This window comes from Micromonospora sp. CNZ286, assembly GCF_014207755.1.
In genome coordinates, this window is record NZ_JACHIZ010000001.1 from 4506744 (window position 1) to 4529420 (window position 22677).

At 74.5% G+C, this 22677-nt stretch carries 24 protein-coding genes; 12 read left to right on the plus strand and 12 right to left on the minus strand.

Going from position 1 to position 22677, the window contains the following annotated elements:
• Positions 1 to 19 precede the first annotated feature (19 nt).
• The 3 genes from FHX31_RS19630 to FHX31_RS19640 all read left to right on the plus strand — a co-directional run bounded on the left by FHX31_RS19630 (position 20) and on the right by FHX31_RS19640 (position 3387).
• Positions 20 to 1651, plus strand: a complete 1632-nt coding sequence (locus FHX31_RS19630; RefSeq protein WP_013285407.1) for a RecQ family ATP-dependent DNA helicase — start codon at positions 20 to 22, stop codon at positions 1649 to 1651.
• A 63-nt stretch (positions 1652 to 1714) separates the two neighbouring features.
• Positions 1715 to 2218, plus strand: coding sequence for a hypothetical protein (locus FHX31_RS19635; protein WP_013285406.1), 504 nt, complete (start codon positions 1715 to 1717; stop codon positions 2216 to 2218).
• Between the two features lie 125 nt (positions 2219 to 2343).
• Positions 2344 to 3387: an AraC-like ligand-binding domain-containing protein gene (locus tag FHX31_RS19640; RefSeq protein ID WP_013285405.1), complete on the plus strand. Its 1044-nt coding sequence runs from the start codon at positions 2344 to 2346 to the stop codon at positions 3385 to 3387.
• A gap of 177 nt (positions 3388 to 3564) precedes the next feature.
• Here FHX31_RS19640 and FHX31_RS19645 read toward each other — a convergent pair whose 3' ends face one another.
• The 8 genes from FHX31_RS19645 to FHX31_RS19680 are packed head-to-tail and all read right to left on the minus strand — an operon-like array spanning position 3565 to position 12267.
• Positions 3565 to 4554, minus strand: a complete 990-nt coding sequence (locus FHX31_RS19645; protein ID WP_013285404.1) for a DNA topoisomerase IB — start codon at positions 4552 to 4554, stop codon at positions 3565 to 3567.
• Entirely contained in the window at positions 4538 to 5497 is a 960-nt protein-coding gene (locus FHX31_RS19650; RefSeq protein WP_184976964.1) for a glycosyltransferase family 9 protein, read from the minus strand. Before FHX31_RS19650 ends, FHX31_RS19645 begins: the two co-directional genes overlap by 17 nt.
• Positions 5494 to 6195 (minus strand): SDR family oxidoreductase, encoded by a 702-nt coding sequence (locus FHX31_RS19655; RefSeq protein WP_013285402.1) that lies wholly within the window; start codon positions 6193 to 6195, stop codon positions 5494 to 5496. Before FHX31_RS19655 ends, FHX31_RS19650 begins: the two co-directional genes overlap by 4 nt.
• Positions 6196 to 6250: 55 nt before the next feature.
• Positions 6251 to 7741 (minus strand): PfkB family carbohydrate kinase, encoded by a 1491-nt coding sequence (locus FHX31_RS19660; protein ID WP_013285401.1) that lies wholly within the window; start codon positions 7739 to 7741, stop codon positions 6251 to 6253.
• Complete coding sequence (locus FHX31_RS19665; RefSeq protein ID WP_184976965.1) at positions 7738 to 8430, minus strand: D-sedoheptulose-7-phosphate isomerase; 693 nt, start codon at positions 8428 to 8430, stop codon at positions 7738 to 7740. The genes FHX31_RS19660 and FHX31_RS19665 overlap by 4 nt, the downstream gene beginning before the upstream one ends.
• Positions 8430 to 9647, minus strand: coding sequence for a glycosyltransferase (locus FHX31_RS19670; RefSeq protein ID WP_013285399.1), 1218 nt, complete (start codon positions 9645 to 9647; stop codon positions 8430 to 8432). Before FHX31_RS19670 ends, FHX31_RS19665 begins: the two co-directional genes overlap by 1 nt.
• Complete coding sequence (locus FHX31_RS19675) at positions 9632 to 10606, minus strand: glycosyltransferase (protein WP_184976966.1); 975 nt, start codon at positions 10604 to 10606, stop codon at positions 9632 to 9634. Before FHX31_RS19675 ends, FHX31_RS19670 begins: the two co-directional genes overlap by 16 nt.
• Positions 10603 to 12267: an HAD-IIIA family hydrolase gene (locus FHX31_RS19680; RefSeq protein ID WP_184976967.1), complete on the minus strand. Its 1665-nt coding sequence runs from the start codon at positions 12265 to 12267 to the stop codon at positions 10603 to 10605. Before FHX31_RS19680 ends, FHX31_RS19675 begins: the two co-directional genes overlap by 4 nt.
• A gap of 182 nt (positions 12268 to 12449) precedes the next feature.
• On the opposite strand from FHX31_RS19680, the gene FHX31_RS19685 reads away from it, so the two are divergent.
• Both FHX31_RS19685 and FHX31_RS19690 read left to right on the plus strand, forming a co-directional pair.
• Positions 12450 to 12896: an SRPBCC family protein gene (locus tag FHX31_RS19685; RefSeq protein WP_013285396.1), complete on the plus strand. Its 447-nt coding sequence runs from the start codon at positions 12450 to 12452 to the stop codon at positions 12894 to 12896.
• 90 nt (positions 12897 to 12986) lie between these two features.
• On the plus strand, positions 12987 to 13754 hold the full coding sequence (locus tag FHX31_RS19690; RefSeq protein ID WP_013285395.1) for a polyprenol monophosphomannose synthase: 768 nt from the start codon (positions 12987 to 12989) through the stop codon (positions 13752 to 13754).
• A 451-nt stretch (positions 13755 to 14205) separates the two neighbouring features.
• Here FHX31_RS19690 and FHX31_RS19695 read toward each other — a convergent pair whose 3' ends face one another.
• Positions 14206 to 15798: a phytoene desaturase family protein gene (locus FHX31_RS19695; RefSeq protein WP_013285394.1), complete on the minus strand. Its 1593-nt coding sequence runs from the start codon at positions 15796 to 15798 to the stop codon at positions 14206 to 14208.
• A 72-nt stretch (positions 15799 to 15870) separates the two neighbouring features.
• Between FHX31_RS19695 and FHX31_RS19700 the strand changes: the two genes are divergently transcribed.
• A complete protein-coding gene (locus FHX31_RS19700) occupies positions 15871 to 17304 on the plus strand; it encodes an aldehyde dehydrogenase family protein (RefSeq protein ID WP_013285393.1) in 1434 nt (477 codons plus the stop codon).
• 60 nt (positions 17305 to 17364) lie between these two features.
• Here the strand turns inward: FHX31_RS19700 and FHX31_RS19705 are convergent, their stop codons facing one another.
• Positions 17365 to 17769 (minus strand): ChaB family protein, encoded by a 405-nt coding sequence (locus FHX31_RS19705; protein WP_013285392.1) that lies wholly within the window; start codon positions 17767 to 17769, stop codon positions 17365 to 17367.
• Between the two features lie 141 nt (positions 17770 to 17910).
• Here FHX31_RS19705 and FHX31_RS19710 point away from each other — a divergent pair, with 141 nt between their 5' ends.
• The 5 genes from FHX31_RS19710 to FHX31_RS19730 all read left to right on the plus strand — a co-directional run bounded on the left by FHX31_RS19710 (position 17911) and on the right by FHX31_RS19730 (position 20669).
• The gene (locus FHX31_RS19710; protein ID WP_013474828.1) at positions 17911 to 18933 is read left to right on the plus strand and encodes a YihY/virulence factor BrkB family protein; all 1023 of its coding nucleotides are present in this window, start codon (positions 17911 to 17913) and stop codon (positions 18931 to 18933) included.
• Positions 18934 to 18990: 57 nt separating this feature from the next.
• Entirely contained in the window at positions 18991 to 19407 is a 417-nt protein-coding gene (locus tag FHX31_RS19715) for a DUF2795 domain-containing protein (protein WP_013285390.1), read from the plus strand.
• Positions 19408 to 19465: 58 nt separating this feature from the next.
• On the plus strand, positions 19466 to 19927 hold the full coding sequence (locus tag FHX31_RS19720; RefSeq protein ID WP_013285389.1) for an SRPBCC family protein: 462 nt from the start codon (positions 19466 to 19468) through the stop codon (positions 19925 to 19927).
• Positions 19928 to 20028: 101 nt separating this feature from the next.
• On the plus strand, positions 20029 to 20292 hold the full coding sequence (locus FHX31_RS19725; RefSeq protein WP_030270328.1) for a hypothetical protein: 264 nt from the start codon (positions 20029 to 20031) through the stop codon (positions 20290 to 20292).
• 164 nt (positions 20293 to 20456) lie between these two features.
• Complete coding sequence (locus FHX31_RS19730) at positions 20457 to 20669, plus strand: hypothetical protein (protein ID WP_013285387.1); 213 nt, start codon at positions 20457 to 20459, stop codon at positions 20667 to 20669.
• 1 nt (position 20670) lies between these two features.
• Here FHX31_RS19730 and FHX31_RS19735 read toward each other — a convergent pair whose 3' ends face one another.
• Positions 20671 to 21117: a hypothetical protein gene (locus FHX31_RS19735; RefSeq protein WP_184976968.1), complete on the minus strand. Its 447-nt coding sequence runs from the start codon at positions 21115 to 21117 to the stop codon at positions 20671 to 20673.
• Positions 21118 to 21280: 163 nt separating this feature from the next.
• On the opposite strand from FHX31_RS19735, the gene FHX31_RS19740 reads away from it, so the two are divergent.
• On the plus strand, positions 21281 to 21646 hold the full coding sequence (locus tag FHX31_RS19740) for a DUF6401 family natural product biosynthesis protein (protein WP_030270331.1): 366 nt from the start codon (positions 21281 to 21283) through the stop codon (positions 21644 to 21646).
• A gap of 60 nt (positions 21647 to 21706) precedes the next feature.
• On the opposite strand, the gene FHX31_RS19745 is transcribed toward FHX31_RS19740, so the two are convergent.
• Complete coding sequence (locus FHX31_RS19745; protein WP_013474825.1) at positions 21707 to 22567, minus strand: mechanosensitive ion channel family protein; 861 nt, start codon at positions 22565 to 22567, stop codon at positions 21707 to 21709.
• Positions 22568 to 22677: the final 110 nt, after the last annotated feature.

Below are 22677 nucleotides of genomic sequence, written 5' to 3' on the forward strand. Positions count from 1 at the left end.
GGGGTAGCTGAGGCGCTTGATGAAACTGACCACGCACTCCTCCAGCCTGCGCCGGGCGGCGCGGAACCTGTTCGGCTGGACCGCGCTGCGGCCCAACCAGCTCGCCGCCATGCGCGCCGTGATGAAGCGCCGTGACGCCCTGGTGGTGCTGCCCACCGGCGCCGGCAAGTCGGCGATCTACCAGATCCCGGCCAGCCTGATCCCCGGGCCGACTGTGGTGATCTCCCCCCTGCTGGCGTTGCAGCAGGACCAGATCGCCGCGCTCAACGAACGGCAGCGCCCGGAGCTGCGCGCGGTGCGGATCAGCTCGGACGAGAGCGCCGCCCAGCAGGCCGAGGCGATCGAGGACATCCGCGCCGGGCGCGCGGAGTTCCTGTTCATCACGCCGGAGGCGCTGAGCAACCCGGACCGGCTCGCCGAGGTCCGCGAGCTGAAGCCGGCGCTGGTGGCGATCGACGAGGCGCACTGCATCTCCGCGTGGGGCCACGACTTCCGGCCGGACTACCTGGCGCTCGGTCACCTGATCGACGGCCTGGGCCGCCCGCCGGTGGTGGCGCTCACCGCGACCGCCTCCCCGCCGGTACGCGACGACATCATCGCCCGGCTGCGGCTGCGCGAGCCGGAGGTGGTGGTCTCCGGGCTGGACCGGCCCAACCTCTTCCTGGAGGTGGCCCACTGCCCGACCGACGACTACCGGTGGCGGCGGCTGATCGCGCTGCTGCGCGACGACGAGCGGCCCGGAATCATCTACGTGCCGACCCGGCGGGCGGCCGAGGAACTGGCCGAGCGGCTCACCGGCGCCGGTTTCCCGGCCGAGTTCTACCACGGCGGCATGCCCACTGCGGCCCGGCACGAGCTGCACGAGGCGTTCCTCGCCGACCGGGTGCCGATCATGGTGGCCACGTCGGCGTTCGGCATGGGCATCGACAAGCCGAACATCGCCTGGGTGGTGCACATGGCGCTGCCCGACTCGCCGGACAGCTACTTCCAGGAGATCGGCCGGGCCGGGCGCGACGGCTCGCCGGCCCGGGTGCTGCTGCTGTGGCGCGCCGAGGACGTCGGCCTCCAGCGTTACTTCAGCGGCGGTCTGCCGGACGAGAAGGAACTGACCGAACTCGCCGCGGTGCTGCGCGGCAAGGCCCGCAACCGCAAGGAGCTGCGCGAGCTGACCGGCCTCGGTCCGCGCAAGCTGGGGCAGTACCTCTCCCTGCTGGAGCAGGTCGGCGCCGCCGAGCCACGGGCCAAGCAGCGCATCGGCGCACCCCGGTACGCGCCGGCGGCCGCCGACTCCGGCCGCGCCGCGCTGGCCGAGGCGGAACGGCAGCAGACAGTGACCCGGTCGCGTACCGACATGATGCGCGCCTTCGCCGAGACCACCGGCTGCCGGGGGCAGGCCCTGCTGGCGTACTTCGGTGAGCAGATGCACGAGGTCTGCGGGCACTGCGACAACTGCCACGCGGGCACCAGTGTGGCGGGTGACGGCGCGGTCGGGCCGTTCCCGGTGCACAGCCAGGTACGCCACCCGGAGTGGGGCGCCGGTCTGGTGCTCAGCTACGAGGAGGACCGGATGACGGTGCTCTTCGACGAGGTGGGCTACAAGACGCTGTCCGTGCGCGTGGTGTCCGAACAGGGCCTGCTGGAGCTGGACTAGCCTGACCCGGGCGCCGCGGGGGCGCCCGTCGACAACGACGACCACGGCGAAAGGGGCCTGATCGTGATCGAGCAGCCGGCGTACACCCGGTTCGGCGTCTCCGACGAGGAGTGGGGACTGCTTGTGGGGCTGCCGCAGTCGGTGCTCACCGCGGCGGCCGCCGCCGAGTCCGACGGCACCCGTCGCACCATGGCCGAGAACGCCGCCGGGCTGGAGACCATCGCCGCCGGCCGGGAGTCGGCCAGCCCGCTGGTCGCCGCGGTGGCCGGTGAGGTCGTCGACCGGGTGGGCGACCCGGAGACCGGCGCGGAGCTGCCGGTGATCACGCCGCAGGACCCGAAGGCGATGATCGAGGACGTGCTGGCCCGGGCCGGGCAGGCGTCCGCGCTGCTCGCCGCGCGGGTGGACGAGGGGCAGGCCGGGGCGTACCGGCACTGGCTGGTGGACATCGCCGAACAGGTGGTGGGCGCGGCCTCCACCGGCGGCATCCTGGGCCTCGGCGGCGACGCGGTGACCGACTCCGAGCGCCGTTTCCGCGACCGGCTGTCCCAGGTGCTGAACGACTGAACGGACTCCTAACAGAGGTTTCCCCGGTCCGTCAATGACGGACGTCACGGCCCCACGGGTGTCGCTTTTCGGCCCCGTGGGGCGTCCTGTTTGTGCAGGGCGTGACGAACACGGGGAGTCGTTCTATGGACGGGAAGCTGCACCGGCAGGTCCTCGACACGCAGGCGCTGCCGCCGCGGGAGCGGTTCGGCATGTGGCTGGACATGATGGCGAGCACCCCGACGCCGCTGCGGGTGCGCACCGCGCACGCCGACGACTTCGTCGCCCGGGCCGAGTTCGTCGACCTGGGCCGGATGCAGCTCATCCGCTACCGCTACCCGTCGGTGGACTGCGTGCGCACCTCGAAACTGATCCAGCGCTCCGACCCCGACTACTACCTGCTCGCGCTGACGCTCAGCGGCACCAGCCAGGCCGACCAGGAGGGGCAGCGCGCCCGGTGCCGCCCCGGCGACCTCACCTTCTACGACTGCTCCCGCCCGCACGAGGTCAGTCACCACGCCGACCCCGCGGGGTCCGCGTACGCCCATTCGATCGTGGCCCTGATGCCGTACGACGCGCTGCCGTTGCCGCCCCGCCGGCTCGCTCCCCTGTTCGCCGGCCGGATGTCCGGCTCCGAGGGCGTCGGCGGGCTGGTCGCCGACTTCCTCATCCGGATCACCGCGAACCCCGAGCAGTACCACGCGGCCGACGCGGAGCGGCTCGGCGCCGTCGGTCTCGACCTGGTCGCCACGCTGCTCGGCCGCAACCTCGTCTCCGAGGACGAGATGCCCACCGAGGTCCGGCGCCGGGCCCTCCAGGCCCAGGTACGCGCGTACGTGCGCCAGCACCTCGGCGACGCCACGCTCGACCCGGGCGCGATCGCCGACGCGCACCACATCTCGGTGCGCTCCCTGCACCGGCTCTTCGAGGACGAGGAGACCACAGTTGCCGCGTACATCAGGGACGAGCGGCTGGCCCGGTGCCGCCGCGACCTCGCCGACCCGGCGCTGAGCGACCGCTCGATCCAGGTCATCGCCGCCCGCTGGGGCTTCCGGGACAAGGCGCACTTCAGCCGGGTCTTCCGGACCACGCAGGGCGAGACGCCGCAGGAGTACCGGGCCCGTCACCTGGAATCGGCACGGATCGTCAACAGCACGGCATCCGCCGTCAACCTGTCCCGTACATACTGAAACCCGGGCCTGTACCGCTCGCGGTGGGCCCGCGGATATCGGGGGGCCGGGCGCGGCGTCCGCGGCGGTCCCGGCCGCGGGCGGCCCCGCCCGGTGATGTTTCCCGGGACCGCACCGGCGGCCGAGATTTCCGGCCCCGTCGCGCTTCCCCCCAGGACCGACGGGGCCGGTCGGCGGTCAGCCGGCCTCCTCCTCCAGCAACGCCAGCACCGACTTCTCCACCGCCTCGCGCGGCATCTCCGGCTGCACCGGCGCCAGCACCCCGTCGTGGTAGAGGTCGACCACGCGCGGGTCCACGTACGAGGTCCGGGCCACAGTCGGGGTGTTGCCGAGCAGTTCGGCCACCGAACGCATCACCCCCGCCACGGCGCGCCTGCGGGCGGTGGCGGAGCGCTGCGGACCCACAGTGGCCAGTTCGGCTGCGGCGAGCACCGTCGCGTGCCAGGTACGGAAGTCCTTCGCCGTCATCTCGCCGCCGCTGGCGTCGCGCAGGTAGTCGTTCACCTCGTCGCTGCGCACGTCGCGCCAGGAGCGGCCGTCCCAGTAGCCGAACAGCCGTTCCTGGGCGCGCCGGCGACGGCGCAGGTTGAGCAGCACCCGGCACAGTTCGGCGTCCTCGATCCGGCGGACCTGGTCGATGCCGCCCTTGGCCGGGAACTCGAACACCACGCAGCCGCCCCGGGAGCGGGCGTGCTCGGGGCGCAGCGTGGACACGCCGAACGTGGGGTCGTCGCCGGTGGCGTACTGGTCGCTGCCGACCCGGAACGCGCCCATGTCGAGCAGCCGGGCGACGGTGGCCAGCACCCGTTCGCGGCGCAGGCCGCGCAGCGCCAGGTCGTGCGTGACCCGGTCGCGCAGCGCGGGCAGCCGGTGCGCCACCTCCAGCACGTGGTCGAACTTGGCCTCGTCGCGCTTGCGCCGCCAGCCCGGGTGGTAGAGGTACTGCTTGCGGCCCGCCGCGTCGATGCCGGTGGCCTGGATGTGGCCGTTCGGGTACGGCGAGATCCACACGTCCCGCCAGGCGGGCGGGATCACCAGCTCGCGCAGCCGGGTCAGCTCCCCGGCGTCGCGCACCGGCTCGCCGGCCGGGTCGAGGAAGAGCCAGCCCTTGCCGCGCCGCCGGCGCGCGTATCCCGGCCGGCCCGGATCGCTACGCCGCAACCGCACCGGAGACCCGTTCCACGTCTGCCACCGCAGCCACCACCTCGTCGATCCCGATGGCATCCAATGTCGGGTGGGTTCCTACCCCGCCCGACCCGGTCGAATCCGGGTTGACGGGCGTGGGCTCGATCGCACCCAGCGCCCGGTGCCGGGGCCGGTCCGGCGGTGGGCCCCAGTGCGCCGCCGGCACCGGCCCGAACAGCACCACCGACGCGGTGCCGTAGCCGGTGGCGAGGTGCGCCACGCCGGTGTCCCCGCTGACCACCAGCCGCGCGCCCGCGACGAGCGCGGCCATCTCGGCCAGTCCGGTCCGGCCGGCCAGCACCGCCTCCGGCGGCAGCCCGGCGTCGCGGGCGACCCTCTCGGCCAGCGCCCGCTCGTCCGGCGATCCGGTGACCGCCACCCGGTGCCCGCGCGCGGCCAGCTCCCGGGCCAGCCCGGCGAACCGGTCCGCCGGCCAGCGCTTCGCCGGGATCTTGCCGCCCGGGTGCAGCAGCGTCACCCCGGCCGGTACGCCGGTCAACGCCGGACGCCGCAGCGCCAGGTCCCCCGGGTCGGCCGGCAGCCCGTACGCGTGCAGCAGGCGGCACCAGCGGCGGACCTCGTGCTCGTCGTCGTCCCAGGCCGGGCCGTCCGGGTGCCCGGCGCCCGGGTTGCTGTGGGCGAACAGCCGGCCGGGGCGTACGGCGGCCAGCGCCCGGTGCGACTGCGGCCCGCGGCCGTGCAGGTTGACCGCCACCTCGGGGGGCGGGCCGGTCCACGCGATCCGGTCCGGCCCGGCGGTGGGCAGCACCCGGTCGACCGCCCCGGTCAGCTCCGCCAGCGGCGCCAGCCAGCCCGGCGCGGCGAGCACCAACTCCCGGCCCGGCAGGCCGGCGCGCAGGCCACGCAGCGCCGGCACGGCGGTGGCCAGGTCGCCGACCCCGAGCGCCCGCAGCACCAGGATCACGGGTACGAGGACTCCTGCGCGGCGCAGACCACCATCTCGCGTACCGCGCAGCCGGCCGGCTGGGACAGCGCGAACATGACGGCGGCGGCGGTGTCGGCCGGCTCGTTGAGCACCGCGTCCGGGCCGGGGCGGTACTGCGCGTCCCGCTCGTCGAAGAACGCGGTCCGCATCCCGCCCGGGATCAGCAGCGTCACGCCGACAGCGCCGGCGAGTTCCGCGGCGAGCGCCCGGGTGAAGCCCACCACCCCGAACTTCGCCGCGCAGTACGCTGTCGCGTCGCTGACCGCCTTCACCCCGAGCGTGGAGGCCACAGTGACGATGCTGCCCCGGGACGCCTCCAGCCAGGGCAGCGCGGCCCGGATCACCGCGGCGGTGGCGAGCAGATCCACTGTGACGATCCGCTCCCAGGTCTCGGCCGGGATGTCGGCCAGCTTCCCGGGCACGTCCATCCCGGCGGCGGTGACCACGGCGTCCAGCCCGCCGGAGCGTTCCGCGAGGTCGCGGGTGGCGGCCTCGGCGGCGCGGGTGTCGGCCAGGTCGCACTCGACCCAGGGCACCCCGTCGGCGGGGCGCTGCCGGTCCAGCACCAGCGGGCGCCCGCCGGCGCGGGCCACCGCGGCGACCACCGCCGCGCCGAGCCCGCTGGAGCCGCCGGTGACCAGGACGGTCGGCCCGGCTCCGGGCGCGCCGGCGCTCACGCCGCCACCGTCGGACCGGCGGGCGCGACCGCGCCGGGTCGGATGCGTCGCTCGTTCATCGTGCTCCCTTCGCCGTGGACCGGACCTGCGCGACGGCCTCGGCCGGGTCGCCCGACGCGGCCGGCCAGCCGCCGCTGCCCCGCCCGGCCCGCGCCGCCGCGATCATGTCGGTGGTCGAGCGCCCGTCGAGGTACGGCACGACCACCGTGTGACCGCCCCAGCGGGCCAGGATCTCCGTCTCGGGCAGCGTCTCCGGGCCGCCGCCGCTGGCGTAGTCGCCGCCCTTGACCCAGATGTCCGGGCGCAGCCAGGACAGCGCCGCCTCCGGTGTCGGCTCGTCGAAGATCAGCACCGCGTCGACGCAGCCGAGCGCGGCGAGCAGCCGCCCCCTGTCGCCCTGCGGCACGACCGGGCGCTCCGGACCCTTGAGCCCCGCCACGCTGGCGTCGGAGTTGAGGCAGACCACCAGGCAGTCGCCGAGCTGCCGGGCCGCCTGGAGCGTCGCCACGTGCCCGGCGTGCAGCAGGTCGAAGCAGCCGCCGGTGGCGACCACCGTTCCGCCGGCCGCACGTACCCGCGCCACCACCTCGCCGGCCGCCCCGGCGCCGATCCGGTCCCCGCCGCCGGTGACCACCGCCGGGGCGACCGCCCGCACCGGCGCGGGCAGCGCGGCGGCGACACCGCCGCCGGCCACGTACGCCGACGCCTCGGTGACCGCCTCCTGCACCGCCTCGGACACGAGCGCGCCCCGGGCCAGGGCCAGCGTCGCGGTGGACGCGAACCGGTCGCCGGCCCCGCAGGTGTCCCCCTCGGCGGGCGGCGCCGGCACCACCAGGGGCGTGGACCCGGCGTGGCTGAGCAGCGCGCCGTCGCCGCCGAGCGTCACCGCCACCGCGCGCGCCTGCCAGCGGCGGCGCAAGGCGTGCGCGCTACGCGACGCGACGGCCAGGCGGGAGCCGCCCGGCGGCGTCTTGGCCAGCTCGCGGGCCTCCGGCTCGTTCGGGGTGGCCAGGTGCACCCCGGGTACGGCGGCCGGCCCGCGCGGATGCGGATCCCAGACCACAGGCGCCCGGGTTGCGGCCAGCGCCGCGCGCAGCGCCGGATGCCCGGCCACGCCCCGGCCGTAGTCGCTCACCAGCACGGCGGACGCGTCGGCGATCAGCCGCAGCACGGCGTCGCTGGGCTGACCGGGCGCACCGGCGCTCCCGCCCCGGTCGTGGCGCAGCAGCACCCGTCCGCGCGCCCGCAGCCGGATCTTCTCCGGGGTGGCGCCGGCCAGCGGAAGCGCGTACAACCGGACCCCGGCGGCGGCGAGCAACGTGCCCAGCCGGGCCCCGCCCGCGTCGTCGGCGACGGCGGTGACCAGCGCGACCTCGGCGCCCTGCGCGGCGGCGAAGACGGCGGCCAGCCCGGCGCCACCGGGCCGGTCGACGGATACGGTCTCGTCCAGCACCGGCACCGGGGAGTCCGGGCAGAGCCGGTTCACCAGACCTTCGACGTCGCGGTCCAGCAGCGTGTCACCGAGCACTACCACCGGTCCCCTCATGCCGGGCCTCCCCGGCCGGCCGGCGCCGTCGGGTCCGGCTCGCCGACGACGACCTCGACACCCGCGCGTACCGGCCCGGCCGCCGGCTGGGCGGCGAGCGCGGCGGGCAGCGCCAGCTCGACGTACTCGCAGAGCACGTGCGAGGCCACCAGGTGCAGTTCCTGCACCACCTGCCCGTCCGGCGAGTCGATCGCCAGATGCTCGTGGCAGAGGTCGGCGAGGGGGTTGGGTGCGGGTCCGGTGAAGGCCCAGCAGCGCAGGCCGGCCTGGTGTGCGGCGTGGGCGGCGGTGAGGAGGTTGGTGCTGGTGCCGCTGGTGGTCATGAGCAGGAGGTGGTCGTGGGACCGGCCGTGGGCGCGGACCTGCCGGGCGAAGGTTTCGTCGTATCCGTAGTCGTTGGCGATGGCGGTGACGGCGCTGGTCTCGGCGTGCAGGGCGATGGCGGAGAGGGGTTGGCGGTCGTGGCGGAGTTTGCCGACGAGTTCGGCGGTGAGGTGCTGGGCTTCGGCGGCGCTGCCGCCGTTGCCCGCCACCAGCAACCGGCCACCGGCGGCGAGCCGCTGCGCCAGCTCCTCGCCCCAGCGGGCCAGCATCTGCTCCGCCTCCCGCAGCGGCAGCAACGCGGCGGCCAGCAGGCTCAGATGGTCCTCCAGCACCGTCGCGCCGGTGGCCGGCGTCCCGGCCGTCATCAGGCGACCACCCGGGTCGGGCGGCGCACGGTGGCCACCTCGCCGTACAGCTCGGTGAGGCGGTCCGCGGTGGTGGCCCAGGAGTAGCGGGTGCGTGCCCGCTCCAGCGCGGCGGTGGCGTAGGCGAAGCGGCGGATCCGGTCGCCGAGCAGACCCCGGATCGCCGCGCCGAGCGCCGCCGGCTCCCGGGGTGGCACCAGGTCGCCGGTGCGTCCGGCCACCACCGTGTCGATCAGCCCGCCGACAGCCGTCGCGACCACCGGTACGCCGCAGGCCATCGCCTCCAGCGGGGTGAGCCCGAACGGCTCGTACCAGGGGGCGGCCACGAGCACGTCGGCCGACCGGTACCAGCGGCCCATCTCCTCCCGGGGGACCGCGCCGACCAGCCGTACCCGGTCGGCGACGCCGAGCGAGTGGGCCAGCGCGCGCAGGCGCAACGCGTACGGGTCGGTCTCCAGCAGCCCGGCCGGCGGCCCGCCGACGACGACGCACTCGGCATCCGGCACCTCGGCGACGGCCCGGATGACGTCCTGGAAGCCCTTGCGTTCGACCAGCCGGCCGACGGTGAGGACGCGGGCCCGGCCGCCGTCACGGTCGGCGACCGGGCCGAGCGGGGAGAACGTCGTGAGGTTCACCCCCGACGGCACGACAGTCATCCGGGACCGGGGCACGCCCATCCGGACCAGTTCGGCGACCTCGTCCTGGCACTGGGCGACCACCCGGTCCACCGAGCGGCCCAGCTTCCGCTCGTGCTCGACCCGGCCCGGCGGGCTGGTGTCCTGCACGCCCTGGTGGCGGCGCTTGACGGTGCCGAGCGCGTGGTACGTCTGCACCATCGGCACGCCCGCGCGGCGGGCCGCGGCGAGACCCGCCAGCCCGCTCATCCAGAAGTGCGCGTGCACCACCTCGGGCTGCCAGTCGCCGGTGCGCCACCGGTCGGCCAGCCACTGCCCGAACGACGGCATGTACGGCAGCAGGTCGTCCTTGGCCACCGGTTCGGCCGGCCCGGCCGGTACGTGGACCACCTCGTACCCGTCCGGGGTGCGGACGCTCACCGGCAGGTCCACCGCGTCGAGGCGGGTGTAGACGCGCACGTCGTGACCGGCGGCCGCGAGCGCGGCGGAGAGCTCCGCGACATGCGTGTTCTGGCCACCGGCGTCCTCCCCGCCGAGGACGGCGAGCGGGCTGGCATGCTCCGAGATCATCGCGATGCGCATACTTCCTCCTCCAGCAGCCGGTCCCAGTCGGCGAGGAATCGATCCAGGCCGTAGCGGTCCCGGGCGGCGGCCCGGGCCACGGCGCCCGCCCGGCGGGCGGACTCCGGGTCGTCCAGCAGGCCACGGGCGGCGTCGACGAGCGTGTCGACGCGGGTGGACAGCGCGCCCGCGGCAGGCGGCACCGCCTCCACCGCCTCGGTCGTGGCCAGTGCCACCACGGGCATGCCCATGGTCATGGCCTCGACGAGGCTGAGGCCGAGTGAGGTCCAGCGGCACAGGTGCAGGTACGCGCGCCGTTTGGCGAGTTCGGCGTGCATGGCGTGCTGGGGTACGTCGTCGTGGCTGGTCAGCCGGTCCTCGGGCAGGCCGAGGTGGGCGGCGAGACCGTCCACCTTCATGCCGTAGACGTCCAGCGGCGCCAGCGCGGCGAACCGGGCGAGCAGGTCGGTGCCGGTGACCCGCCAGCGGCGTACCGGCTCGTTGATGACCACGGCGAGGCGGTCGAGTTCCCCGGTCCACTCGACGTTCGGCGGTACGACGCCGTGGTCGACGACTGTGGTCCTGGTCGTGCCGTTGTCCCAGAACAGCTCGTTGAACGCGGTGACGTGCGTGAGCAGCAGGTCGTCGCGGTCGGCCATCGGGTGCCGGGTGTTCGGCACGTCGCCTTTCGGGGTGTTGTGCTCGACGTAGATGGCCGGCACGTCCCGGCCCGGCCGGCGGCCGAGCCACTCCGCCGCCAGGTCGAGTTCCTCCGGGCGTTGCAGGATCACCAGGTCCACGTCGGTGTCGCGCAGGTCTTCGGGAGTGACTTCGACGGCGCTGTCCGGCCACGGGTAGGTGCGCGCCCGGCCCAGCCCGTACGGACCCCGGTCCGGCGTGACCGGCACCAGGTAGCGGTGCTTGCCGTGCACGAAGGAGGTCGTCCACGACCCGTGGACGTGCCACAGCAGGATGTTCATCCGGCCACCCCGCCCGCCACCGGCGCCGGCACGCCGAGCAGCCGCAACGCCTCCAGGACCCGTCCCGGCTCGACAGCCGACAGGCACGGGTGGCCGGGGACCGGGCAGACGGTGGCGCGGGTGTCCCGGCACGCCGCCCCCGCGTCGCCCAGCCGCACCGTCGGCACCCGGTAGGGCCCCCACTGCCCGAACGGCACCGTCGGCGCGAACAGGCTCACCACCGGCACGCTGAGCGCGGCGGCCAGGTGCGCCGGGCCGGTGTTGCCCACCACCAGCGCCCCGGCGCCGGCGATGACCGCCGCCAGGTCGTCCAGCCCGGTCCGCCCGCCCAGGTCGACGCCGCCCGCCGCGGCGACGCGCGCGGTCAGCTCCCGCTCGTCCGGTCCGCCGGTGACCACGACCCGGTAGCCTGCGGCGCCGAGCACGCGGACCACGCGGGTGGCCAGTTCCTCCGGGCAGGCGCGGGTCTCCACCGACGATCCGGGGTGCAGGACCACGTAGCCGGGCTCGCCGGCGTCGGCCGCGCGCGGCGGAAGCCGGTCGGTGCGGATGCGCAGCGCCGGTTCGTCGTGGCCGGGCAGCGCGAAGCCGGCTGCGGCGGCGAGGGACAGGGCGCGTTCGGGTTCGGGTACGCCTGCCGGGACGCGGTGGCGGACGTCGAGCAGGCTGCCGGGGTAGTCGTCGCTGATGGCGCTGATCCGGGGTACCCCGGCCAGGCGCAGAAGCAGGGCCAGGGGCAGGGCGGACTGGTGGAAGGAGGTGAACACGACAGCCTCGTCGGCGCGTACCTCCGACAGCCGGTCGGTCAGCGCGCGCACGGCGCCGGGGTCGACGGGTGGGGCGGGCGCGTCGATCCACGGCAGCGGCGCCTCGATGATCTCGTCAACGCCTGGGAGCAGTTCGGCGGCGGCCCGGCCGCGTGGCCCGCACAGCAGCACCACCCGCTGCGCGCCGGCCGCGACCGCCCGGATGCCCGGCCCGGTCACCAGCACGTCGCCCGCCGCGTCGCTGCGCACCACCAGCACCGTGTCCCGGCGTGACCGGCGCGCGGGCTGCGGCGCGGCCGTCAGGCGCATCCGGGCCAGCACGATGCCCACCGCGTCCGGCAGGTCGGCCGCGACAGTGGGCGCGGCAGCCACCTCGGCGGCCCGGGTGGCGGGCGTGGGCACCATGATCGCCGCGGCGCCGGCCGCCGCGGCGGCTGCCGTGTCCGCGCCGATGTCCCCGATCACCACGCAGCGGGTCGGCGTGGTCCCGACCGCGGCCGCGGCCTCGTGCACGAGGCCGGGCGCGGGCTTGCGGCAGACGCACCCGTCGGCCTCGGCGTGCGGGCAGATCGCCCAGTGGTCGAACGGCCCGAGCAGTTCCTCCACCCGGGCGTTGACCAGGCGCAGGTCGTGCGCCGTGAAGCAGCCCCGGGCCAGGCCGGACTGGTTGGTGACCACCGCCAGCCGCAACCCGGCCGCCCGCAACCGGTCCAGCGCCTCCCGGGCGCCCGGCACCGGCCGGACCTTCTCCGGGTCGCCGTTGTACGGCACGTCCTCCACCAGCGTGCCGTCCCGGTCCAGCAGGACCGCGTCGTACAGGCCGGACGGGAACCGGTCAGCACCCGGGTCAACCCGGGCTGACCTGCACTGATCCCGCTCGTGGTCCCGTCGCACGGGCGGCGGGTTCCCGAGGCCCCGAGGAGTAAACGTCGACGTCGGCGCCAGGCCGCCCCGCCGGTGCCGCACAGCCGGGTGCACGCCTGCCACGACCGGCCCGGTCCGGCGATACCCGCCGCCCCGGAGAAGCTAACCCGCATCGCCGTTAGTGACGGCCCGCGCCGGGGTACCGCTCGGTGATGGCGGTTGTGGAGAAGGTGATCGACGCGCCCCCGGAGCAGGTCTTCGAGGTGCTCGCGGACGGGTGGACGTACAGCGACTGGGTGGTGGGCACCGCGCACGTGCGGGACGTGGACGACACGTGGCCGCGCGTCGGCAGCCGGCTGCACCACCGGGCCGGGCCGTGGCCGTTCTCGCTCCAGGACAAGTCGACGGTGCTGGAGTGCCAGTCGCCGCACCGGCTGGTGCTGCGCGCCGGGCTGTGGCCGGCCGGGGAGGCGATCGTGGCGTTCGCCCTGGAGCCGCTGGACGACGGCAGGACCCGGGTGACGATCGGCGAGGACTTCGCCGCCGGACCGCTGCGGTGGGTCCGGACCAAGCTCAACGACCTGGTGCTGCATCTTCGCAACCGGGAGACGCTGGCCCGGCTGTCCGACATCGCGACGAGGCAGAAGCCGGAGCGGTGATCGATCGGTGGCGGGGCGTCTGTGCGGCTGCCGCGCGAGGGACTGGCTACCCTCTCAGGTGAACCTGTCGGCTGACCGAGGATGTCCGTGATGATCGAACCCGTGCAGTTACCCTCCCCGTGGGGGGATGCGCGCCTGACCGTCGTCGTTCCGACCTACAACGAGGCGGGCAACCTCCCGGTGCTGGTCGAGCGCCTCCTCGCGCTGCCGCTGCCGGGGCTGAAGGTGCTGGTCGCCGACGACAACTCCCCGGACGGTACCGGCGAGGTCGCCGACAAGCTGGCCATCGAGCACCCGGACCGGGTGACGGTGCTGCACCGCCCGGGCAAGGAGGGTCTCGGCCGGGCGTACGTGGACGGCATCGGCCGGGCGCTCGACGACGGCGCGGACTTCGTCGCGCAGATGGACGCCGACCTGTCGCACCCGCCGGAGGCGCTGCCCGGCATGCTCGGCGCGCTGCTGTCCACCCAGGCTTCGGTGGTCATCGGCTCGCGCTACGTGCCCGGCGGTGAGCTGGACGAGAACTGGCCGCTGTACCGGCGCGCGCTCAGCGGCTGGGCGAACCTGTACGTGCACACGCTGCTGCGGGTACGCATCCGCGACCTGACCGCCGGCTTCAAGATCTGGCGGGCGGATGCGCTGCGCGCGATCGGGCTGGACCGGGTGCAGTCCAACGGCTACAGCTTCCAGGTGGAGATGCACTACCTCGCCACCAAGCTGGGCCACACGATCCTGGAGGTGCCGATCCGCTTCGAGGAGCGCCGCGACGGCGACTCGAAGATGACCACCGCCACGAAGATCGAGAGCGCGCTGATGCCGTTCAAGCTGCGCAGCCGGCACCGCAACCTGGATTCCTGACCCGCTCTCCCGCACGTCCACCGCGCCCTCACGCTGCGTCATTGTCACCGCGCGTGAGGGCGCGGTCGTCCCGCCACTTTCCTCGTCGGCCCCTTTGCTCTGCAGCCATCGGCGCAGCACCACCCTGAGCAGGGACGCTGTCCGGGACACCGTTTCACCGGGCGCCCGCCGCGGACACGGTGCGTGACCGATGCGTATGCGGGTGCAGAGCAAAGGCGGCGGTGCGTTGATACCGCCGGGGCAGCGCCGAATACTCGGCGTGACACACCGTGAACGGCCGTCAGCCGTCGATTGCGCGGCGGCGATCAGCAGTCGGCGCAGTTGGCGGTCAGCCGACACCGCTTTGAGCGCCTCGTCGCGAACAGCTCGCAGATCTTGGTAGGAAACGGCCCCCACAGGGGCACTTCCGTACCAAGATCTATGGCTGCATCCGGGTGGAGGCGCGGTCGGGTCAGCGGTAGACGGTGCGGTGGGCGGCGGCGATCGTCCGGGCGTACACCGCGCCGGTGACGGCCCGGTCGCGGGCCAGCGCGGCCCGCGCCGCGTTCGCCCCCGGCGCGCCGTGGACACCGCCGCCCGGGTGGGCGGAGGCGCTGGCCAGGTAGAGCCGGTCGACCGGGGTGTCGGCCCGGCCCAGCCCGGGGATCGGCCGCAGGAACAACTGCTGGTACGCCGCGGCAGTGCCGCCGCCCAGCGCTCCCCCGACCAGGCTCGGCTCGGCGGCCTCCAGGTCGGCCGGGCCGGCCACGTGGCGCCCGACGATCGACGCCCGGAAACCCGGCGCCGCTGCCTCCAGCACCTCCTCCATCCGCTCCACGTGCCCCGCCACCTCCTCGGCCCGCCAGTTCCGGCGGAACGGCAGGTGGGTGTAGGACCAGAGCGACTCGGTGCCGGGCGGTGAGTGACTCGGGTCGGCCACCGACATCTGTCCCACCAGCAGGAACGGATCCCGTGGCAGCTCGCCGCGGGCCAGCTCGGCCGCGTACGTGGTGAGGCCGTCGAGGTCGGCGCCCAGGTGCACGGTGCCGGCGCCGGCCAGGTCGCGGTTCTTCCACGGCACCGGCGCGGACAGCGCCCAGTCGACCTTGAGGGTGGAGCCGTCCCACTTGAAGTGCGCCAGGTCCTCGACCATCCGGGGCGGCAGCGCCGCCGCGCCGACCAGGTCGAGGAAGAGCGCAGGCGCTGGTACGTCGGCGAGCACAGCGCGCCGGGCCCGCCAGTCGGTGCCGCCGGCGGTGCGTACGCCCATCGCCCGGCCCCGGGCGGTGAGCACCCGCTCGACCCGGGCGCCGTACGTGATCCGCCCGCCCCGCTCGACCAGCCGCGCCACCAGCGCGTCGGTGATCTTCTGGGCGCCGCCCACCGGCACCGGCCAGCCCACCTGCTGGCCGAGCATGGCGAGCAGCCAGCCGTACACGCCGGAGCCGGCCTCCTCCGGGGACAGGTCGGTGTGCAGGGCGCATCCGGCCAGCAGCACAGTGCCGCCCTCGCCCTCGAACAGCTCCGCGCCGAGCTTGCGGACCGGGAGCACGAGGCGGCGGGCGAGCCGGAGCGCGCCGCCGACCCGGAGCTGCCGCAGCAGGCCCAGCCCGCCGCGTACCGGCGGGAACGGGGTGGTGATCGTCTGCAACATCGGCTCGGAGACCTGGCACCAGTCGGCGTACGCGTGCCGCCAGCGCTCCCCGTCGCCGGGCGCGAACGCCTCCAGCGAGGCGGCGGTGGCGTCCAGATCGCGGTTGACCACTGCGGCCCGGCCGTCCGGTAGCAGGTGCGCCAGCACGTCCGGCGCGTGCGTCCAGGACAGGCCGTGCCGTTCCAGGCCCAGCCCGTCGAGCACCGGGGAGGCGTAGCCGAGCGGGTAGAAGGAGCTGTAGAGGTCGCTGAGGTAACCGGGCGCGGTCACGTACGCGGAGCGGACGGCCCCGCCGGGCGCCTCGGTGGCCTCCAGGACCTCGACGTCCCAGCCGGCGTCCACCAGCAGGTTCGCGGCCACCAGCCCGTTGTGCCCGGCCCCGATGACGACGGCGTCTGCGGTGGAGGTCATCCGATCCGCCTACCCGGCCGGTCACCGGGCGAAACGCGTTTGCCCAGCCCATGCCGGGGCAAGCACGGCCGCATGTACACGGTTGCGCAGCTCATTGGTGGAGTGTGGGGCGCCGGCGGCGAGGGCGGCGAGCTGGTCGTCCACGATCCGGCGGACGGGTCGCCGGTGACGCGGACGCCGGTCGCGACGGCCGACGAGGTGGCCAAGGCGGTGGAGGCGGCCCGGGGCGTGGCGGCGGAGTGGGCCGCGACCGCGCCCGCGGACCGGGCCGCGGCGCTGCACCGGGCGGCGGACGCCGTCGAGGCGGCGGCCGACGAGTTGGCCGAGGCGACCACGGCGGAGATGGGCAAGCCGCTCGACGACGCGCGGGGCGGGGTGGCGGCGGGCGTCGGCACGCTGCGACAGTACGCCGAGCTGGCCCCGCTACGGGGCGGCCGGACGCTGCACGGCGCGCACGGCGCGCTGGACTTCATGGCTCCCGAGCCGCGCGGCGTGGTCGCCGCGATCACCCCGTGGAACGACCCGGTGGCGGTGTCCTGCGGCCTGCTCGGCGCAGCGCTGGTCACCGGCAACGTGGTGGTCTACAAGCCGAGCGAGCGGACCCCTGCCACCGGCTGGCTGCTCGCCCGCGCGCTGGACTCGGCGTTGCCGGCCGGGGTGCTGTCGCTGATCACCGGCGGCGGCGAGGTGGGCGCCGCGCTGGCCGGGCAGGAGCTGGACGTCATCGCGCACGTCGGTTCCACTGCGACCGGCCGGGTGATCGCCGCCGCGGGCGCGCGTACCGGGGCGAAGGTGCTGCTGGAGAACGGCGGCAGCGATCCGCTCGTGGTGGACGCGGACGTCGACCCGATCTGGGCGGCCGAACAGGCGGCGCTCGGCTGCTTCGCCAACGCCGGTCAGATCTGCGTGGCGGTGGAGCGGATCTACGTGCACCGCGACGTCGCCGAGGGCTTCCTGGACGCGCTCGTGGCGCGCGCCGAGGCGCTCACAGTGGGCCCCGGCCGTGACCCGGGCACACAGCTCGCGCCGCTCGTGGACCGGCGGCACCGGGACCACGTGCACGGGCAGGTGACCGCCGCGCTCGCCGACGGTGCCCGGGTACGCGCCGGCGGCGTGCTGCCGGACGGACCGGGCGCGTTCTACCCGGCCACCGTGGTCGAGGGCTGCCGCCACGACATGGCGCTGGTCCGGGAGGAGACGTTCGGGCCGGTAGCCCCGGTGGTGGTGGTCGACTCGTTCAGCGAGGGGCTGCGGTGCGCGGCCGACTCCCCGTACGGGCTGGCCGCCACAGTGCTGACCGGCTCGATGAGCCACGCCCAGCGCGCCTGGCGGGAACTGCCGGTCGGCACCGTGAAGATCAATTCGGTGTTCGGCGGGGCGCCGGGTGGCGCGGCCCAGCCGCGCCGGGGCAGTGGCCAGGGCTTCGGGTACGGCCCGGAGCTGCTGGACGAGTTCAGCACCGTCAAGGCGGTGCACCTGGAGGCGCCGGGCGGCGGCCACTGGTGAGACGGCACAGAGCGAGCCCGGGACCGCCTCGGTCCCGGGCTCGACGCGTACCCCCAGGGGTCAGCGACCCCCGCGGGCCTTGCGGGTCGCGTTGTTGTTGGCCTTCTCGATCGCCGTGACCAGTTCCGGCTTGGTCATCCGGGACCGGCCACGCACGTCCAGTTTCTTCGCCACCTCCATGAGGTGGTCCTTGGTGGCGTTGGCGTCCACCCCGCCGGCCGTCGGCGCGCGCCGGGCCGGGCCGCCGCCTTCGGCCTGCTTGTCGCTGGGCCCCTTGCGGCCCTTGGGCTCCCAGTGGTCGCCCACCTTCTCGAACTCGTGCTTGACCGCGGCGAAGGCGGTGCGGTGCGCCCGCTCCCCCTCGCCGTACGTCTCGACCGCCGAGTCGTGTGTCTTCTCCCAGGTCCGCTGCGCCTTCGCCGGGGAGCGCCGCAGCGTGCTGGGCAGTACCTCGCGCCCGGGCATCTCGTCCTCCTTCTGGAGTCTCGATCGGGTGTCTGGTGTGGTTCCCTCCCGCCCGGCGGGCAAACCGGCACCCGGTTTGTCGATTTCCCCCCGGGGGTACCGCCCGGCCACGCCCGGTGGCGGGGCCTGGAGGAGGCGGACATGACCGTGACGACACCACAGACGGTCGACGGCCGGACGCGGTCCCGTCTCCCCCGCCGGATCCGCCAGCTCAACTGGCGCACCTGGCGCGGCGTGCTGGTACGCAGCGGCAAGGGCTTCGTCACTGACAACTGCGCGGACTGGGCCGCGGCGCTCACCTACTACGGCGTGCTGGCCCTGTTCCCGTCCACGATCGTGGTGGTCGCGCTGGTCGGCCTGGTCTCCGACGGCCCGCGCACCGTCGACACCGTGATCGACCTGGCCCGGGAGATCGGCGCCGGCTCGGTGGTCGGCAACGACGCGTTCGTGGGCGTGGTGCGCAACGTGGTCGAGCAGCAGGGCTCGGCGAAGGTGCTGCTCAGCTTCGGTCTGCTCGGCGCCCTCTGGTCCGCGTCCGGGTTCATCGGTGCGTTCACCCGCGCCTCCAACGCGATCTACGGGGTACGGGAGGGACGGCCGTTCTACCGGCTGCGCCCGTTGCAGATCGGCATGGCCGCGGTGACGATCGTGCTGCTGGCGGTGGTGGCCACCGGGCTGATCGTCAGCGGCCCGGTCACCGACGCGGTGGGTGACCTGCTGCACGCCGGGGCGGTGGCCCGCACCACGTGGTCGGTGGCGAAGTGGCCGCTGCTCGCCGTGGTCGCGATGACGCTGCTGTCGCTGCTGTTCTGGATCGCGCCGAACGTCCGCCAGCCGCGGTTCCGCTGGCTCACCCCGGGCGGCGCGCTGGCGCTCGTGGCCTGGGTGCTCGCCTCCTTCGGCTTCGGCCTGTACGTGGCGAACTTCGGCTCGTACGACGTCACGTACGGCAGTCTCGGCGCGGTCATCGCGTTCCTGGTGTGGCTCTACCTGTCCAACTGCGCGCTGATGCTCGGCGTGCAGGTGAACGCCGAGCTGCAACGCGGGCGGGCGATGCAGGCGGGGGTCGAGGAGCCGGACGACCCGGTGCTGCCGCCGCGCTCCCCGGCCGACGACGAGAAGGCGGACGGGGAGAAGACGGCCGACCGGTTGCCGCCCGGATGACCGGCTCTCCCGGCCCGCGCCGGTTTACCGGCGATCCCCCGGGGCATCTCCCAAGGCATGGAACGTGGCAGCAGCAAGCACTCGCCCAGGGTCGACGACCAGATGAGCAGCGAGGTCAGCGGTCTCGTCCAGAGCACCGGGACCGGCGGTTCGCGGGCCGAGGAGTTCCGGATCCCCGAGCCGGCCGGCGAGGACCAGCCGGAGGCCACCACGGCGCCGGCCGGGGAGCTGCGCAGCGGCACGCCGCAGGGCATGAGCTCCGAGGACGTCGAGGCGCGCAGCCGGCTGGGACGGTTCATCACCATGACCGCCCTGCCCGGTGACCGGGAGGCGCTGCTGGCAAACGCGCGGGAGAACGAGGCGCCGACGGACATCGTCGCCGCCCTGGAGACCCTGCCTGCGGGCGCCCACTACCAGACGATCTCCGAGGTATGGGCCGCACTCGGGCACAGGAACGAGACGACGCGCTGGTGAGCGGGCCGGCCCACGGCCCGTACGAGACACACACCGGCGGAAGAGGAGGAACCCCGACATGAGTGGCGTTACCGAGCACGTGGACGTGGACGTCCCGATCCGGACCGCGTACGACCAGTGGACCCAGTTCGAGGAGTTCCCGCACTTCATGGACGGCGTGCAGGAGGTGCGGCAGCTCTCCGACACGATGACCCACTGGACCGTCGAGATCGCGGGCGTGAAGCGCGAGTTCGACGCCGAGATCACCGAGCAGCTGCCGGACGAGCGGGTGGCCTGGCGCTCCACCGGGGGCACCCAGCAGGCGGGCGTGGTGACCTTCCACCGCCTCGACGAGGGGCACACCCGGGTCACGCTCCAGATGGAGTTCGAGCCGCACGGCGTGGTCGAGCAGGCCGGCGACAAGCTGGGCGTGGTCGACCGGCGCGCCAAGGGCGACCTGGAGCGGTTCAAGCAGTTCATCGAGCGGCGCGGTCAGGAGACCGGCGCCTGGCGCGGCGCTGTCGACCGCCCCACCCCCTGAGCCACCTCCCCCGTACCCGAGTTTCGATGGCCGCCGGCGGTGCCGGCGGCCATCGCCGTGTCCGGCCGTTTGCGATCATCCGGTCCGGGTACCGCAGGGGAATGACCGACAACGACCGCCACGTGTGGCGCGACGAGGACCGCACTCCCCTGCACGAGCTGGACCAGGCCATCGCCCGGTCGGCCACGGACGGCCAGGGCGACGACGTCACCGCCAACGACGCCGGCGAGGAGGCCGCGTTCGGGCACGGCCCGGAGGCGGTGGACCGGGGCGCCGGCCCGGAGGCCGAGCGGCGTGAGATGACCGATGCGGACCGGGCCTACCGGCCGTCGACGATCGGGCGGACCGGCCCCGACAGCATGTGATCCGCCGGCGGCTGCGGCACCCGTGCCGATGCCCGCAGCCGCCGGATTCATGCTCGGCCGAAACGACAAAAAGTGCGGTACGGACGGCCGGGAAAACGGACAGCCCATCTAGAATCGGCCGAACGGCTGACGGCACTCCCCCTGATGCGCGCAAGACTTTCGGGATGCAACAGGGCTCCGGTTTCCTCTCCAACCGTCAGCGCAAGCTCGCGTGGCTGGGCTTCCTGCTCGCCGCGCTCCAGGCTCCGGTCTCCGCCCGGTTCACCGAGGACAGCTCCTGGCTGTTCAGCCTGGTGGTGGCGCTGATGGTCGCGACCGTGATCATCGCCGACGACGGCGCCCGCCGCCGCCCGGCCGACGCCCGCTCCTCCGACTGAGTCAGCGCGTGCCGGGGCGCGCCTCGTGCCCCGGCATCCCGCGGCTGCGGCGGCGCTCCTTCATCTCCGCTTCGTAGAGGTGCCGCCGGCCCTCGACCAGCTCGTCGCGGGCCTGCCGGTCCAGCTCCCGGAAGAGCGCGTAGTACCCGTCGTCGAAGTCCTCGACGATCTGGAACGTCCACCGCCCGGCGATGACGTTGCGGCCGAGCAGTTCCCTGTCGATCCGCTCGGCGAGCGCCGGGTGACCGGCGGCGCGGAACATCTCCACCGCGTCGTCGAGCATCAGGTCGGCGTGGCCGATGAGCTGGTGCATCTCGTACAGGTGGCCGCGGGCCCGCTCGACGCACTCCAGGGCCTCGCTGAGCTTGCCCAGCGCCTCGACCGTGGCGTCACTCACTCCCTCCGGGCGCCGGTGTGCCCGGTCCGGTCCGTCGGCCCGCTGTCCCATCGTGTCCCTCCGTGACCCCGGTCGCGTGGTCTGCGTACCGGACTTCTGCCCCCGCACGGGCGACTCAATCCCGCCGGACGACGAGACGGCTCCCCCGGACGACCCGGGCATCCCCCGCTCGGCCGAGGCCGGCCCGCGGCGGGCGGCGTTAGCCTCGGACACCATGCGCGTGCCGAACAACCGGGTCGCGACCCGCCGCTCCGCGGCCGTGGCCGCGCGGACGACCCTCACCTCGCTGACCGCCACCGTCGGCACCGCCGGCCTCGCCGCGGCCCACGCGAACCCCGGGCTGCTCGCCGAGGTCGACCAGCACGCCGCCGGGGTACGCGACAGCCTCGACGGCGACCGCCGGCCACTGACGGTGGCGGCGCTCGCCGGGTACGTCGAAGGGCTGCGCGACGCGGCGGCCGAGTACGGCTGGACGCCGCCGGCCGAGCCGGTGGACTGGTCCGAGCCGGACTGGACGCTCACCCGCCTGCTCGCGGTGTGCCTGCTGGCCCGCGGGCTGGACCCGCGCCACCTGGCCTGACCCGGACACGGCTACGGGGCGCCCGCGATCGCCCCGCGGACACCCCGTCACCCGTTGCCGTCAGCCGTTCGGCCGGCGGAACTGCTGTGTCTCGTCCCCTGCCTCGCCGGAGCGGTACGTGCCCGCGCCCGACATGGACGACTGCTGCGCCGCCGGTGCCGGTTGCCCGCCCCGGTCGGCCATCCGCCGCTCGTAGTCGCCGCGGCCGGCCTGCTGCGCCTGCCGCTGCTGCCGGATCGCCCGGGACTCCTCGGCGGCCCGGTGCAGCCAGCCGTCCCAGCGGTCCTGCATCGGCTTGACCAGACCACCACCGACACCGACGATCAGGATGCCGGCCACGGTGGCGAGGAACGCCACGAGCACCGGTGTGGTCACCGTGGTGGCGATGCCCACCTGGTTCAGCGCGGCGATGATGCCGAGCGCCAGGATGAAGATCGCCGTCACGTCGGCCAGCACCCGGCCGTACGAGAGCCCACCCAGCGCGCCGGAGACCAGGTCCCGGACGGCGTTGGCGATGGCGGCGGCGATCACCACGATCACGATCGCCACGAAGGCCCGCGGCAGCCAGGACACCACCCCGCGGATCAGGTCGCTGATCGCGTTCGGTCCCCACACCCCGAAGGCGAACTGCAGGGTGAACAGCAGGACCGCGTAGTAGGCCAGTTTGGCCAGGATGTCGCTGGCGTCGTACTTGGTGCGTTCCAGGGCCCGTTTGACGCCGCCGCGTTCGACGGCGCGGTCGAATCCCACCCGTTCCAGTGCCGCGTCCACGATTTTGAGGACGGCTCGGGCGATGAGCCAACCCACGACGAGGATCGCGATGAACGCGATCGCCCGCGGTACGAAGAGCAGCACCGACCTCCAGAAGTCGGTCCAGGCCGCACTGATGTCGACCTGTCCGACCGCGAGGGTTTTCGGCATGATGTCCCTCCTGTCGCGTGAACTGCGCCGCCCGCATACCCGGTGACCTGGGCAGCACGCCGAGCCGGACCGGGGCAATTTCCCGACATGCCCTGCCGAACCGGTCTGAC